This window comes from Kinneretia sp. DJ1R-11, assembly GCF_025717595.1.
GTDB lineage: Bacteria > Pseudomonadota > Gammaproteobacteria > Burkholderiales > Burkholderiaceae_C > Paucibacter_A.
Genome location: NZ_JAJIRR010000013.1, coordinates 64,444 through 78,904 on the forward strand (window position 1 = coordinate 64,444; position 14,461 = coordinate 78,904).

12 protein-coding genes are annotated in these 14,461 nt (G+C 63.9%); all 12 read left to right on the plus strand.

Going from position 1 to position 14,461, the window contains the following annotated elements; translation table 11 throughout:
- Positions 1 to 147: 147 nt before the first annotated feature.
- Complete coding sequence (gene gyrA, locus LNV23_RS19170) at positions 148 to 2,826, plus strand: DNA gyrase subunit A (protein ID WP_263564460.1); 2,679 nt, start codon at positions 148 to 150, stop codon at positions 2,824 to 2,826.
- Between the two features lie 2 nt (positions 2,827 to 2,828).
- Complete coding sequence (locus LNV23_RS19175; RefSeq protein WP_263564461.1) at positions 2,829 to 3,446, plus strand: DUF2059 domain-containing protein; 618 nt, start codon at positions 2,829 to 2,831, stop codon at positions 3,444 to 3,446.
- Positions 3,447 to 3,584: 138 nt separating this feature from the next.
- Positions 3,585 to 4,715 carry a 3-phosphoserine/phosphohydroxythreonine transaminase gene (serC, locus tag LNV23_RS19180; protein ID WP_263564462.1) on the plus strand — a complete coding sequence of 377 codons (1,131 nt, stop codon included), beginning with the start codon at positions 3,585 to 3,587 and terminating at the stop codon, positions 4,713 to 4,715.
- Positions 4,708 to 5,814 (plus strand): prephenate dehydratase, encoded by a 1,107-nt coding sequence (gene pheA / locus LNV23_RS19185; protein WP_263564463.1) that lies wholly within the window; start codon positions 4,708 to 4,710, stop codon positions 5,812 to 5,814. Before serC ends, pheA begins: the two co-directional genes overlap by 8 nt.
- Before the next feature lie 14 nt (positions 5,815 to 5,828).
- Positions 5,829 to 6,707 (plus strand): prephenate dehydrogenase, encoded by an 879-nt coding sequence (locus LNV23_RS19190; RefSeq protein WP_263564464.1) that lies wholly within the window; start codon positions 5,829 to 5,831, stop codon positions 6,705 to 6,707.
- A 51-nt stretch (positions 6,708 to 6,758) separates the two neighbouring features.
- Positions 6,759 to 8,786 (plus strand): bifunctional 3-phosphoshikimate 1-carboxyvinyltransferase/cytidylate kinase, encoded by a 2,028-nt coding sequence (locus LNV23_RS19195; RefSeq protein ID WP_263564465.1) that lies wholly within the window; start codon positions 6,759 to 6,761, stop codon positions 8,784 to 8,786.
- A gap of 156 nt (positions 8,787 to 8,942) precedes the next feature.
- The gene (gene rpsA / locus LNV23_RS19200) at positions 8,943 to 10,652 is read left to right on the plus strand and encodes a 30S ribosomal protein S1 (protein ID WP_263517418.1); all 1,710 of its coding nucleotides are present in this window, start codon (positions 8,943 to 8,945) and stop codon (positions 10,650 to 10,652) included.
- Positions 10,653 to 10,765: 113 nt separating this feature from the next.
- Entirely contained in the window at positions 10,766 to 11,083 is a 318-nt protein-coding gene (locus tag LNV23_RS19205; protein WP_263564466.1) for an integration host factor subunit beta, read from the plus strand.
- Positions 11,084 to 11,156: 73 nt separating this feature from the next.
- Entirely contained in the window at positions 11,157 to 11,462 is a 306-nt protein-coding gene (locus tag LNV23_RS19210; RefSeq protein WP_263564467.1) for a LapA family protein, read from the plus strand.
- Positions 11,452 to 12,609, plus strand: coding sequence for a lipopolysaccharide assembly protein LapB (gene lapB / locus LNV23_RS19215; RefSeq protein WP_263564468.1), 1,158 nt, complete (start codon positions 11,452 to 11,454; stop codon positions 12,607 to 12,609). Before LNV23_RS19210 ends, lapB begins: the two co-directional genes overlap by 11 nt.
- A gap of 41 nt (positions 12,610 to 12,650) precedes the next feature.
- Positions 12,651 to 13,373 carry a glycosyltransferase gene (locus tag LNV23_RS19220; RefSeq protein ID WP_263517422.1) on the plus strand — a complete coding sequence of 241 codons (723 nt, stop codon included), beginning with the start codon at positions 12,651 to 12,653 and terminating at the stop codon, positions 13,371 to 13,373.
- A 67-nt stretch (positions 13,374 to 13,440) separates the two neighbouring features.
- Positions 13,441 to 14,448 carry a glycosyltransferase family 2 protein gene (locus LNV23_RS19225; RefSeq protein WP_263564469.1) on the plus strand — a complete coding sequence of 336 codons (1,008 nt, stop codon included), beginning with the start codon at positions 13,441 to 13,443 and terminating at the stop codon, positions 14,446 to 14,448.
- Positions 14,449 to 14,461 lie beyond the last annotated feature (13 nt).

A 14,461-nucleotide genomic window follows, 5' to 3' on the forward strand; every position in this document is an offset into this window, starting at 1 on the left:
GCACCGATAGCGCCGTATTGTGGCGGGCTCCTATGCCGTGTCAGTGACGAATGTTGCAAAGCTACGACATCGCCCATGGCTTTAGAATCCACCGCTTCTGTCCTCAACGATGCAGGCCCATCTGATGGGTGAGCCGAGCACAAGCGCATGACCCAGTTCGCCAAGGAAACACTGCCGATCAGCCTCGAAGAGGAGATGCGGCGCTCATACCTCGACTACGCCATGAGCGTGATCGTCGGCCGCGCTCTGCCCGACGCTCGTGACGGCTTGAAGCCCGTGCATCGGCGCGTCTTGTTCGCGATGCACGAGCTCAACAACGACTGGAACCGGCCGTACAAGAAATCGGCCCGTATCGTTGGTGACGTGATTGGTAAATACCACCCGCACGGCGACACCGCGGTGTACGACACGATTGTCCGCCTGGCGCAAGATTTTTCCATGCGCCATATGCTGGTCGATGGCCAAGGCAATTTCGGTTCGGTGGACGGCGACAACGCCGCGGCCATGCGATACACCGAAATTCGCCTGGACAAAATCGCCCATGAAATGCTGGCAGATATTGACAAAGAAACTGTCGATTTCGGCCCCAACTACGACGGCTCGGAAAAAGAACCGCTGGTTCTACCCAACCGTATTCCAAATCTTCTGGTCAACGGATCCACCGGCATTGCCGTGGGTATGGCCACCAATATTCCGCCGCACAACCTCAATGAGGTGGTGGATGCCTGCCTGCACACGCTGAAGAACCCGGACACCAGCATCGATGAGCTGATGGAAATCATCCCGGCACCGGATTTCCCGACCGCCGGCATCATCTACGGCCTGTCTGGCGCACGCGATGGCTACCGCACCGGCCGCGGCAAGGTGGTGATGCGCGCCAAGGTCCACTTTGAAGACATCGACCGCGGCAACCGCCAATCCATCATCGTTGACGAGATCCCCTACCAGGTCAACAAGAAGACGCTGCTCGAGCGGATTGCCGAGCTGGTGCACGAGAAGAAGATCGAAGGCATCAGCCACATCCAGGACGAGAGCGACAAGTCCGGCATGCGCGTGGTGATCGAGCTCAAGCGCGGCGAAGTGCCCGAGGTGGTGCTGAACAATCTGTACAAGCAGACGCAGCTGCAAGACACCTTCGGCATGAATATGGTGGCGCTGATCGACGGTCAGCCCAAACTGTGCAATCTGAAGGACCTGATCGTCGTCTTCCTGGAGCACCGCCGCGAGGTGGTGACACGCCGCACCGTCTATGGACTGCGCAAGGCCCGCGAACGTGGTCATGTGCTGGAAGGCCTAGCCGTGGCCTTGGCCAATATCGATGAGTTCATCGAGACCATCAAGACCTCGCCCACCCCGCCCGTGGCCAAGGCCGCACTGATGGCCAAGAGCTGGGACTCGTCCCTGGTGCGCGAGATGTTGTCGCGCGCTGAAGGCGATACGCCTGGCGGCCGCAATGCCTTCCGTCCGGACGGTCTGCCCGCCATGTTCGGGATGCAGGATGACGGTCTCTACCGCCTGTCGGAAGACCAGGCCGGCGAAATTCTGCAGATGCGCCTGCAGCGCCTGACCGGGCTGGAGCAGGACAAGATTGTCGGCGAGTACAAGGAAGTGATGGCCCAGATCGCCGATCTGCTGGACATCCTGGCCAAGCCGGCTCGCGTCACCGCCATCATCAGCGAAGAGCTGGTGCAGGTTCGTCAGGAGTTCGGCCAGACCAAGCTCGGCGCCCGTCGCAGCGCCATTGAGCACAACGCACAGGAACTGGGCACGGAAGACCTGATCACGCCCACCGATATGGTCGTGACCTTGTCCCACACGGGCTATATCAAGAGTCAGGCCTTGAGCGAGTACCGGGCTCAAAAGCGCGGCGGTCGCGGCAAGCAAGCCACGCAGACCAAAGAAGACGACTGGGTCGACCAGCTCTTCATCGCCAACACCCACGACTGGATCCTGTGCTTCAGCAATCGCGGTCGTGTCTACTGGCTGAAGGTGTGGGAAGTGCCGCAGGGCTCACGCAATTCGCGTGGCAAGCCCATCGTCAATATGTTCCCCTTGCAGCAAGACGAGAAAGTCACCGTCGTGCTGCCGCTGACCGGCGATTTCCGAACCTTCCCGGAAGGCCACTTCATCTTCATGGCCACCGCCCTGGGCACGGTCAAGAAGACCTCGCTGGAAGATTTCTCCAATCCGCGCAAGGCCGGCATCATCGCTATCGCGCTCGACGAGGGCGACCACCTGATCGGCGCCGCGCTGACCGACGGCAAGCACGACGTGATGCTGTTCAGTGATGGCGGCAAGGCCGTGCGTTTCGACGAAGACGATGTGCGCTCGCTGGGCCGCACCGCTCGCGGTGTGCGCGGCATGATGCTGGAACCCGAGCAGCGTCTGATCGCCATGCTGGTGGCCGAGGATGAATCGCAAAGCGTGCTCACCGCCACCGAGAACGGCTACGGCAAACGCACCAACATCCTTGAGTACACCCGCCATGGCCGCGGCACCAAGGGCATGATTGCAATCCAGCAGAGCGAACGCAACGGCCGTGTCGTTGCTGCCACCCTGGTCCGCCCGGACGACGAAATCATGCTGATCACCGACCGCGGGGTGCTGGTGCGCACCCGCGTTTCGGAGATCCGTGAACTGGGCCGCGCCACCCAAGGCGTGACCCTGATTGCCCTGGACGACGGCAGCAAGCTCTCCGGTTTGCAGCGCATTGTGGAAAACGATGCGGTTGACAACAGCAACGCCGACGCCAACTCCAACCCCGAAGACGGCGAATCCACCGGCGCCGACGACGCCGGCGCCAGCGACGACTCCACCAAGGAATAAGCTTGAACTCCAAGTCCATCAAGGCCCTGAAGGCCATCCAGGCCGTGGCTGCTGCAGCCACTCTGCTCGTCGCCGCTAGCGTGAGCCATGCGCAAGCCACACCCGCGGCTGCTTCGTCGCCCGCCAAGAAAGAACTGATCGCCAAGTTGCTTCAAGTGCAACAGCCCGGCATCGAAAACCTGTCGCGCGCCGTGCTCCAAGGCCCGCTGGGCAATCTGATGCAGGGCGCCGGTGCCGCCCTGCAGCAACTGCCGCCTGAAAAGCGTGAAGCAACCGCCAAGTCCATCGAGGCCGAAGTCAAGAAGTTCGCCGAAGAGAACGCACCGATGCTGCGCGACCGCGCCATCAAGCTGGCTCCCAGCACCGTGGGCGCGATGCTGGACGAGCGTTTCAATGAAGAAGAGCTCAAGCAATTGCTCGCATGGCTGGAATCGCCAGTGAACAAGAAGTTCAGCCAGATGGGCGGCGAAATGCAAAAGGCGCTGACCGAAAAGCTGATGGCCGATACCGGCAACACGTTGGACACCCGCTTCAAGGTTCTGCAGCAAAGCGTGGCCAAGCAGTTGGGCATTCCGGCCAAGCCCGCCTCGGCGACGGCTGCTCCGGCGCCTAAGAAGTAAGCATTCAATCAAAGAGCGGCGGGCGCTCAGCACGGCTTACCGTGCACTGCGCTCAGCCTTGATTGAAGGTCGATGTGGCGACTCTTTCGCGTACATCGGCACCACGAATTCGCTGTTGACCCGACCAAGCCCGATCCGATGAGCTCCCGCCCGTTCAATTTTTCCGCCGGCCCGGCCGCATTGCCTGAAGCCGTGCTGCAGCAAGTGGCCGGCGAGATGCTGGACTGGCACGGCTCCGGCATGAGCGTGATGGAGATGAGCCATCGCGGCCGCGAGTTCACCGAAATCGCCGAGGCTGCCGAACGTGACCTGCGCGAGTTGCTGCAAGTCCCCAGCCATTTCCGCATCCTGTTCATGCAGGGCGGCGGCCTGGCCGAGAACGCCATCGTGCCCATGAATCTGGCGGGTCGCCAGGGTCTGGGCAAGGTGGATGTGGTGGTCAGCGGTTCCTGGTCCAAGAAAAGCGCCCAAGAAGCACGACGTTATGCCGATGTGCAGATTGCCGGCGACAGCGGCCCGGGCGGCTACCGCAGCCTGCCATCAACCAGCAACTGGCAGCTGCGCCGTGATGCGGCCTATGTGCACATCTGCTCCAACGAAACGATTGACGGGCTGGAGTTCCATGAGCTGCCCGATCTGCGTGCGTTCGGCAGCGAGGTGCCGCTGGTGGTCGATTGCTCATCGCATGTGCTGTCCCGCGCCATCGACTGGTCACGCGTCGGCCTAGCCTTCGCGGGCGCGCAGAAGAACATCGGCCCGGCCGGCCTGACCCTGGTGTTCGTGCGCGAGGACCTGTTGGGCCATGCCATGGCGATCTGCCCCTCGGCCTTCGATTACAAGACCGTGGCCGAAGCTAGCTCCATGTACAACACGCCGCCGACCTTTGGCATCTACGTGGCTGGTTTGGTGTTCCAGTGGCTCAAGCAGTTCCGCCACGGCGAGCTGAGCGGCGTGGCCGCCATCGAACAGCGCAATATCGAGAAGGCGGCCCTGCTCTACGCTGCGCTCGATGCCTCCTCAGTGTTTGAAAACCGCGTGGCGGCCGAGTGCCGCTCGCGCATGAATGTCCCGTTTTACCTGCGCGGCGCGTACGACACGCCGCAGCTGAACGAATCCTTCCTGAACGGTGCGAAGGCGCGAAACCTGCTGCAACTCAAGGGCCACAAGTCCGTGGGCGGCATGCGGGCATCGATTTACAACGCCATGCCCCTGGAGGGCGTGCAAGCCCTGGTGGCTTACCTGAAGGATTTCGAGGCTCAATATGGCTGATAAGGACGGCAGCAGCCCGCTGCCCGAACTGGGCACCCTGCGTCAACAGATCGACGCGCTGGACCAGCAACTGCTGGACCTGCTGAACCGCCGCGCCCATGTGGCCGAGCAGGTCGGCGAAGTCAAGCGCCGCGAGGGTTCGCCTTTTTTCCGCCCCGACCGCGTGGCGCAGGTGATCGAGAAGATCCGCCAAGCCAACCGCGGCCCACTGAAGGACGAGCATGTCAGCGCCATCTGGCGTGAAATCATGTCGGCCTGCTTGGCCCTGGAGTCGCCCCAGCGTGTGGCTGTGCTGGGCCCCTTTGGCACCTTCTGCGAACAAGCCGCCATCGAATATTTCGGCGGCGCGGCCGATCTGATCTACTGCAACAGCTTCGACGAAGTCTTCCATGCGACCGCCTCGGGCAGTGCCCAATATGGCGTGGTCGGCGTGGAGAATATGACCGAAGGCGTTGTCACCCGCTCACTGGACCTTTTCCTGCACACCCCCACCCATGTGGTCGGCGAGGTCAGCTTGCTGATTCGCCACAACCTGCTGCGCAAGGACAACAGCCTGCAGGACATCGAGGCCGTGCTGGCCCATCCACAAGCCCTGGCCCAATGCCAGAACTGGCTGAACAAGCACCTGCCGAACGCCGAGCGCCGTGCCGTCTCGAGTAACGCCGAGGGTGCTCGCCTCGCGGCCACCAACCCGGCTTATGCCGCCATCGCCAGCGAACGCGCCTCCACCCTGTTTGGCCTGCATATCGTGGCGCACGCGGTGCAGGACGAGGCTTACAACCGCACCCGCTTTGCCGTCATCACCCTGCCGCAGACCATGGCCATGCCACCGGCGACCGGCCGCGACTGCACCAGCCTGATCGTGTCTGTGCCCAACCGGCCGGGCGCCATGCACGACCTGCTGGTGCCGCTGAAGACGCACGGCGTGTCGATGACGCGCCTGGAATCACGTCCGGCGCGCACCGGTCAGTGGGATTATTACTTCTACATCGACCTGGATGGCCACCCGTCCGAACCCCATGTGGAGGCCGCACTGGCCGAGCTTCGTGAATCCTGCGCCTTCTTCAAGGTCATCGGCGCCTACCCCTTGAAAGCCTGAGGGAGCCAGCACCCATGTTCAACCAACTTGGCGTGATCGGCTGCGGCCTGATGGGCGGCTCGTTTGCCCTGGCGATGAAGAAGGCTGGCCTGGTCAAGCATGTGGTGGGCTACAGCAAATCGCCCTCCACCACCGAAATGGCCAAGCGTCTGGGCGTGATCGACCAGGTGGCCGAGTCGGCCCTGCTGGCCGTGTCGGGCGCCGACATTGTGCTGCTGGCTGTGCCGGTCTCGGCCACCGAGACCTCACTCAAGGCCATCCGCCACCTGATCAACCCCAAAGTCCTGTTGATGGACGTGGGCTCGACCAAATGCGATGTGGTCAGCGCCGCGCAGCAGGCCCTGGGCAAGCACATTGACTCCTTTGTGCCGGCCCACCCGATCACCGGCAAGGAGTCGGGCGGCGTGCAAAACGCGGACGCCAACCTGTACCAGGACTGCCAGGTCATCCTGACCCCCCTGCCCCAAACCCGACCGGCCCTGGTGCAAAAAGCCACCGATGTCTGGTCGGCCTTGGGGGCACAAGTGCTCAAGATGACCCCGCAGAACCACGACGCGGCCTTTGCCGCCGTCAGCCATCTGCCGCATCTGCTGGCATTCGCCTTCTTCCAGTCGGTGGCGGCCCAACCGGCCGGCCGCGACTACCTCAGCCTGGCTGGCCCAGGCTTCCGGGATTTCACCCGCATCGCCGCCAGCGAACCCACGGTCTGGCGCGACATCCTCATGGCCAACAAGGCCGAGGTGCTGGTGCAATCGCAGCGCTTCCGTCAGGCGCTCGACGCGCTGGAAGCGCTGCTCAAGAATGACGACGCCGCCGCGCTGGAGGCCCGTATCCGCCTGATTTCGGATGCCCGCAGCCAGTGGCAATTGGCCGCGCCGCGCCCTCCCAAATAATCGGCTGGCCCGCACCGCGGGCGGCCCCACCGCTTTTCTCGTCCGTCCGCCATGTACAAGATCCCTTTCCTCGACCTGCCGCCGCTGCGCAGCGCAGCGGGCACCGTTCGCCTGCCCGGCTCCAAGAGCATCTCCAACCGTGTGCTGCTGCTGGCCGGCCTGTCCGAGGGCACGACCGAAGTCCACGACCTGCTGGACAGCGACGACACCGCCGTCATGCTCGATTCGCTCAAGGCCCTGGGCTGCCGCCTGGAAACCTCGGACCACGGTGTGCTGCAGGTCACCGGCATCGGTGGTCAGTTGAAGGTCGACGCCGCCCAGCTCTTCCTCGGCAATGCCGGCACGGCCATGCGGCCGCTGACCGCTGCCCTGGCCCTGCTGGCCGCCACGCAAGGCGGCAGCTTCGAATTGAGCGGCGTGGCGCGCATGCATGAGCGCCCGATTGGCGACCTGGTCGATGCCCTGCGCGCGCGCGGCTGCCAGATCGAATGCCTGGGCCAGGAAGGCTACCCGCCGCTGCGCCTGAGCGGGCCTTCGGCCCTGGACTTCAGCGCCCCGGTGCAGGTGCGCGGCGATGTCTCCAGCCAGTTCCTGACCGCCCTGCTGCTGGCCCTGCCCCTGGTGGCACAGCAGCAGCCCATCGTCATCGAAGTGCTGGGCGAGCTGATCTCCAAGCCCTACATCCACATCACGCTGGAATTGCTCAAGCGCTTCGGCATCGCCGTCGAGCGCGAAGGTTGGCAGCGCTTCACGATTCCCGCCGGCAGCCGCTACCGCTCGCCCGGCGCGGTGCATGTCGAGGGCGATGCGTCCTCGGCCTCCTACTTTGTGGCGCTCGGCGCTTTGGCCGCCACCGAGGCGCCGCTGCGCATCGAAGGCGTGGGCAGCGCTTCGCTGCAAGGCGATGTGCGCTTTGTCGAAGCGGCGCAAGCCATGGGTGCGCGCGTGGAAGCCGGCCCCAACTGGCTGGAAGTGCGCCGCGGCAGCTGGCCGCTGCGCGGCATCGAGCTCGACTGCAACCACATCCCCGATGCGGCCATGACCCTGGCCGTGATGGCGCTCTACGCCGACTCGCCAACCACCCTGCGCAATATCGCCAGCTGGCGGGTCAAGGAAACCGACCGCATTGCCGCCATGGCGACCGAGCTGCGCAAGCTGGGCGCCACGGTCGAAGAAGGCCCGGACTGGCTGCGCGTGCACCCGCTGCAGAGCTGGCAGGCCGCCGCCATCCACACCTACGACGACCACCGCGTGGCCATGTGCTTCTCGCTGGCCGCCTTCAACGGCCTGGTGGCCGGCAAGACCACACCCTCGGTGCCGGTGCGCATTCTTGAGCCGCACTGTGTGGCCAAAACCTTCCCCGACTATTTCGAAACCCTGTTCAGCGTCGCCAAGGCACGCAGCAAAGACATCCCGGTCATCTGCATCGACGGCCCCACCGCCTCCGGCAAGGGCACGCTGGCCGATGAGGTGGCGCAGGCCCTGGGCTATGTGGTGCTGGACTCGGGCATGCTGTACCGCGCCAGCGGACTGGCCGCCCAGCGCGCTGGCGCCGATCTGGACGACGGCCAGGCGGTGGCCGCCATCGCCGCCCGCCTGGACCTGCACTTCAGCCGCGGCCGCGTGCTGCTGGGCGACGACGACATCACCGAAGCCCTGCGCCTGGAAACCACCGGCCTGCTCGCCTCCAAGGTGGCGGCGCACTCCGAAGTGCGCCACGCCCTGCATCAGCTGCAGCTGGACTACCGACGCCTGCCCGGCCTGGTGGCCGATGGCCGCGACATGGGCACGGCCATCTTCCCCGACGCGCCGCTCAAGGTTTTCCTGACCGCCAGCGCCGCCACACGGGCCGAGCGGCGCTACAAGCAATTGATTTCCAAGGGAATTTCGGCTAGTATCGCGGGCTTGCGTCAAGATTTGGAGGCGCGTGACTTGCAGGACAAATCCCGCAAGGCATCGCCTCTGAGTGCTGCCGCAGATGCGCGCGAGCTCGACAACTCGGCCCTGTCCATTGAGCAATCAAAGGATCTGGTGCTGGATTGGTGGGCCCAAGCGGGGCAGTTTTCAGACCAGCGTTGATCTGCAAACGACTCAATTCCAAGCCGGGCCGGTCTTCCCTTCCGAACGTCAGTTCATCGAGACCGGTCTTGTCCACAACCTAACCCGCGAAGCCGCAAGGCCCAGCACCCATCGTCCGCCGGTCAAACGCCTTGACCCGCCGGCACAGGAAACACCATGTCCCAAACCCAAACCGCAGCCTTCGCTCCCGACTCTTTTGCCGCCATGTTCGAGGAGTCGCTGCAGCGCTCCGACCTGCGCGCCGGTGAAGTCATCTCGGCCGAAGTCGTGCGCGTTGAGCACAGCTTTGTGGTTGTGAACGCAGGCCTGAAGTCCGAAGCCTACGTGCCAATCGAAGAATTCAAGAACGACCAGGGCGAGCTGGAAGTTCAAATCGGCGACTTCGTTTCCGTGGCGATCGACGCCATCGAAAACGGCTACGGCGACACCATCCTGTCGCGCGACAAGGCCAAGCGTCTGGCCTCGTGGCTGTCGCTGGAAACCGCACTGGAGTCGGGCGACTTCGTGACCGGTACCGTGTCGGGCAAGGTCAAGGGCGGCCTGACCGTTCTGGTCAACGGCATCCGCGCCTTCCTGCCGGGTTCGCTGCTGGACACACGTCCGGTCAAGGACATGAGCCCGTACGAAGGCAAGACCATGGAGTTCAAGGTCATCAAGCTGGACCGCAAGCGCAACAACGTCGTGTTGTCGCGCCGTGCTGTGGTCGAAGCTTCGATGGGCGAAGAGCGCGCCAAGCTGCTGGAAACTTTGGCCGAAGGCGCCATCGTTCAGGGCGTGGTCAAGAACATCACCGAATACGGTGCCTTCGTGGACCTGGGCGGTATCGACGGCCTGCTGCACATCACCGACATGGCATGGCGCCGTGTCCGTCACCCGAGCGAAGTGGTCACCGTCGGTCAGGAACTGACCGCCAAGATCCTGAAGTTCGATGCTGAGAAGAACCGCGTTTCGCTGGGTCTGAAGCAGCTGGGCGACGATCCGTGGTTCGGCGTTGCTCGCCGCTACCCGACCAGCACCCGCCTGTTCGGCAAGATCACCAACATCGCTGACTACGGCGCGTTCGTTGAAATCGAGCCGGGCATCGAAGGTCTGGTGCACGTGTCCGAAATGGACTGGACCAACAAGAACATTGCTCCGTCGAAGCTGGTCACCCTGGGTGACGAAGTCGAAGTCATGGTCCTGGAAATCGACGAAGACAAGCGTCGCATCTCCCTGGGCATGAAGCAGTGCAAGGCCAATCCTTGGGAAGATTTCGCTGAAACCGTCAAGCGCGGCGACCGCGTCAAGGGTCCGGTCAAGTCGATCACCGATTTCGGCGTGTTCGTGGGCCTGGCCCAAGGCATCGACGGTCTGGTGCACCTGTCCGACCTGTCGTGGAACGAAACCGGCGAAGCTGCTGTGCGCAACTTCAAGAAGGGCCAGGAAGTCGAAGCCCTGGTGCTGGCCGTGGACGTCGAGCGCGAGCGCATCTCCCTGGGCATCAAGCAGCTGGACAGCGACCCGTTCACGACCTACACCACGGTCAATGACCGCGGCATGATCGTGACCGGCAAGGTCAAGACTGTGGACGCCCGTGGCGCCGAGATCGAACTGGCCGACGAAGTGCTGGGCTATCTGCGCGCTTCCGAAATCAGCCGCGACCGCGTCGAAGACGCACGCAATGTGCTGAAGGAAGGCGACGAAGTCTCCGCTCTGATCGTCAATGTGGATCGCAAGACCCGCAACATCCAGCTGTCGGTCAAGGCCAAGGACAACGCCGACAACCAGGAAGCCATGCAGCGCCTGTCGGCCACGTCTGAGCGTGAAAACGCCGGCACGACCAGCCTGGGCGCCCTGCTGCGCGCCAAGCTGGACAACCAAGGCTAAATTCAGAACTCAGCCCCTTTGAGGGGCTGTGCGCTGAACGCCAATGGCCCGCCTCCGCAAGGAGCGCGGGCCTTTTTTATGAGAACCCCTGAGCCCACTGGACCAAGCATCCCATGACCCGATCCGACCTCGTTGCACTGCTGGCCGACCGCTTTGGCCAGCTGACACAGCGCGACACCGAGTTCGCCGTCAAGACCATCCTGGACGCCATGTCCGACGCCCTGGCGCGCGGCCACCGCATCGAGATCCGCGGCTTCGGCAGCTTCCAGGTCAACCGCCGCCCGCCGCGCATGGGTCGCAACCCACGCAGCGGCGAACAGGTGCTGATCCCCGAGAAGCTGGTGCCGCACTTCAAGCCCGGCAAGGCCTTGCGCGAGGCCGTCGATGCCAACAGCACGGCCGAAGCCGACTACGCGGCGGCTGGCCGCTGAACTGAGCGCGGCGCCACACAGCCTGCGCTTCTGCGGCGTTTGCCCCTCGGCGACACCGTAGAATCGCGGCTCCATGCGAATCCTTGTCTGGCTCCTGCGGGCCTTCCTCTTCTTCACGCTTTTCGCCTTCGCGCTGAACAACAGCCAGGAAGGTGTGGTGCGCTGGTTCTTCGGCCACGAATGGCGTGCCCCCCTGGTCATCATCGTGCTGCTGGCCTTTGGACTCGGCTGCGCGGTGGGCGTGCTGGCCATGGTGCCGGCCTGGTGGAAGCACCGCCGCGTGGCCAAGCGCATCGCCCCCACGGACGACGGCAACCCAGCACCCGGCACCGCCCCCAACGACCCCTTGAACGGCCCTGCCCTGCACGATGGAATTTGAATTTCGCTGGCTGCTCCTGGTCCTGCCGATCGCCTTCGCCATGGGCTGGATGGCTTCCAAGCTCGACACCCGCCAATGGAAACGCGAGCAACGCGACGCCCCCAAGGCCTACTTCAAAGGCCTGAACCTCTTGCTGAACGAGCAGCAGGACAAGGCCATCGACGCCTTCATCGAGGCGGTCCAGAATGACCCCGACACCACCGAACTGCATTTCGCGCTGGGCAATCTGTTCCGTCGCCGCGGCGAGTACGAGCGCGCAGTGCGTGTGCACCAGCACCTGCTACAGCGCGGCGACCTGCCCCGCTCCGAACGCGAGCGCGCCCAATCGGCCCTGGCACAAGATTTCTTCAAAGCTGGCCTGTTCGACCGCGCCGAAGCCGCCTACCTTGAGCTGCGCGGCACGCCTTACGAGAACGAGGCGCAGCTGGCCTTGCTGTCGCTGTTCGAGCGTTCGCGCGACTGGCGCCGCGCGGTCGAGGTGGCCCGCGAATTGGAGCGCAGCGGCACGGCGTCCTTCTCGGCCCGCATCGCTCACTATCTGTGCGAGTTGGCCCTGGCCGCACAGGCCAAGCAAGACCTGATTGAAGCCAGCCGTCTGCTCGACGAAGCACGCCAGCAGTCGCCACAATCGGCGCGCGCCCATGTCTTGCGTGGCCAGATGCTGGCCCGCGCCGGCCAGCAAGACGCCGCGATGGCCGCCTATGCCGAGCTGCTGACACTCAACCCCGAGGCCTTCAATCTTGTGGCGCGCGACTACGCCGATGTGGCCCTGGCATCTGGCCTTCCCGAGGCGCGCGCACGCGCCCTGTCCACGCTGAGCGCTCAGTACCAACGCTCGCCGGGAATGCATTTGCTGGCAGCGATTGCCAAGCTGGAGCCCGAAGGCCCAGCCCAGCGCCAGCGCCTTCAGGACCACCTGCGCGAGCAAGGCAATCTCTCGGCCGCGCGCGGCCTGCTGCAGCAGTCACACAGCCAGCTCAGCGAGGACGAAGCCCAGCTCGTCAATACCGCGCTGGAGCGCGCCGCCCGCCCCTTGCAGCGCTACCGCTGCGCCGCCTGCGGCTTTGAAGCCCAGCACTACTTCTGGCAATGCCCGGGCTGCCTCAACTGGGACACCTATCCGCCACGCCACGTGGAAGAGCTGTGACGGCCGCAATCAACCCACACGCACAAGGAAACCAGACTCGAATGCGCCACATCCTGTGCATGAAATGGGGCACCAAGTACGGCCCCGAATACGTCAACCGGCTCTATGCCATGGTGCGGCGCCACCTCAAGGGCGAGTTCAACTTCGTCTGCCTGACGGACCGCAGCGAGGGCATCCGTGCCGAAGTGCAGTGTCTGCCCATCCCCGAGCTGACCCTGCCTAACGGCGAGCCCGAGCGCGGCTGGAAGAAGCTAACCACCTTTGAAGCCGATCTGCACGGGCTCAAGGGCACGGCCCTGTTCCTGGACCTCGATGTGGTGATCGTCGACGACATCACTCCCTTCTTCGAAGTGCCTGGCGAGTTCCTGATCATTCACGACTGGAAGCGCCCCTGGCGCATCACCGGCAATTCCTCGGTCTACCGTTTCGAGCTGGGCGCGCATGCCGATGTGCTGCAACAGTTCCGCGAGAACCAGGCGCAAGCCAAGGCCGATTTCCGCAATGAGCAGGCGTATCTGACCGCCGTGCTGCACAAGCAGGGCAAGGTCAGCTACTGGGACGCCAGCTGGTGCGCCAGCTACAAGTACCACTGCATTCCGGCTTGGCCGAGCAGCTACTGGCGCGAGCCCTTCATTCCCAAGCATGCGCGCATCCTGATCTTCCATGGCGTGATGAACCCGCCCGATGCGCTGGAAGGCCGCACCAATGGCAACTGGCGGCATGCCCGGCCAGCGCCCTGGATCGCGGACCATTGGTGCGAATGAGCCGCCGCTAGCAGACGACCTACCCACACCCTGGCCCCAAGCCAGCTCCAAGCGAAGCTCTACGCCCATGACCACGACGAATTCGCCTTGGCTCAGCATCCTCATCCCCGTCTACAACGTCGCGCCCTACCTGAAGGCCTGCGTGGAATCGATCCTGAGTCAAGACACGCAGGGCGTCGAAGTCTTGCTCCTCGACGATGTCTCGACCGATGAATCCCCGGCCCTGATGCAGGCACTTCAGGCCGCTGCACCGGGCCGATTGCAATTGCTCAAGCACGAACGCAATGGCGGCCTCAGTGCGGCGCGCAACAGCTTGCTGCAGGCGGCAAGTGGCCGCTACATCTGGTTCGTCGATTCCGATGACCTGCTGATGCCGGGTGCGATCGACAGCTTGCGCCGCATCGTCGGCGCGCACGAGCCGGACTTGGTGCTTTGCGATTTCCGCACCGTGCGCGAACCCATGAAGCTGAAGCACAAGCTGCGCGGCGAGCTGCATCGGCGTACCTTTGCCGGTCCGGCTGAGCAACTGAGCGAAGACAAGAACGCGCTGCTGAACGGGATTTTCGCGCTCGGCCATCTGCACAGCTGGAGCAAGATTGCTCGGCGTCATCTCTGGGGCGACGACCTGCGTTTTCCAGCGGGCCATTTCTTCGAGGATATGGCCACCACGCCCGAGTTGGCCATGCGCGCAAAGAGTTTCTACTACGTTCCCGAGGTCTGGCTGGGCTACCGCCAGCGCAGCGGCAGCATCCTGGCCAGCATGAACTTCAAGAAGGTCGATGACATGCTGCTGGCACTACAAGGCTTGGGTCAGCGCCTGCGCGCTCAAAAAGCCGTGTACTCGGCAGACACGCAGTTCACCGCCGCCTTTTATGTCGCCAAGGCATTCATCTGCGCCGGTCGCTTTGCTGCCAAGCATGCTGAACCCGAGCGTCTGCCCGACTACCTGCGCGCATTCCAGCAATGCTCACCGCTGAGCCCGCAGGAACTGATGTCAGCCTACCTGGCACGCGGCTGGTGCCTGCGCGCCTTGCGTTTTCGCTACTGGTGGCGCCGCAGCCTGAGCCAGCCCTAGGGAAGCTCTGCAT

What these genes read in the sequence shown, in the direction of transcription:
- LNV23_RS19225 (WP_263564469.1), top strand. Translation starts at nt 13,441, where the DNA reads ATGACCACGACGAATTCGCCTTGGCTCAGCATCCTCATCCCCGTCTAC.
- serC (WP_263564462.1), top strand. Translation starts at nt 3,585, where the DNA reads ATGAGCTCCCGCCCGTTCAATTTTTCCGCCGGCCCGGCCGCATTGCCT.
- LNV23_RS19205 (WP_263564466.1), top strand. Translation starts at nt 10,766, where the DNA reads ATGACCCGATCCGACCTCGTTGCACTGCTGGCCGACCGCTTTGGCCAG.
- gyrA (WP_263564460.1), top strand. Translation starts at nt 148, where the DNA reads ATGACCCAGTTCGCCAAGGAAACACTGCCGATCAGCCTCGAAGAGGAG.
- LNV23_RS19220 (WP_263517422.1), top strand. Translation starts at nt 12,651, where the DNA reads ATGCGCCACATCCTGTGCATGAAATGGGGCACCAAGTACGGCCCCGAA.
- rpsA (WP_263517418.1), top strand. Translation starts at nt 8,943, where the DNA reads ATGTCCCAAACCCAAACCGCAGCCTTCGCTCCCGACTCTTTTGCCGCC.
- LNV23_RS19195 (WP_263564465.1), top strand. Translation starts at nt 6,759, where the DNA reads ATGTACAAGATCCCTTTCCTCGACCTGCCGCCGCTGCGCAGCGCAGCG.
- pheA (WP_263564463.1), top strand. Translation starts at nt 4,708, where the DNA reads ATGGCTGATAAGGACGGCAGCAGCCCGCTGCCCGAACTGGGCACCCTG.
- LNV23_RS19210 (WP_263564467.1), top strand. Translation starts at nt 11,157, where the DNA reads ATGCGAATCCTTGTCTGGCTCCTGCGGGCCTTCCTCTTCTTCACGCTT.
- LNV23_RS19190 (WP_263564464.1), top strand. Translation starts at nt 5,829, where the DNA reads ATGTTCAACCAACTTGGCGTGATCGGCTGCGGCCTGATGGGCGGCTCG.
- lapB (WP_263564468.1), top strand. Translation starts at nt 11,452, where the DNA reads ATGGAATTTGAATTTCGCTGGCTGCTCCTGGTCCTGCCGATCGCCTTC.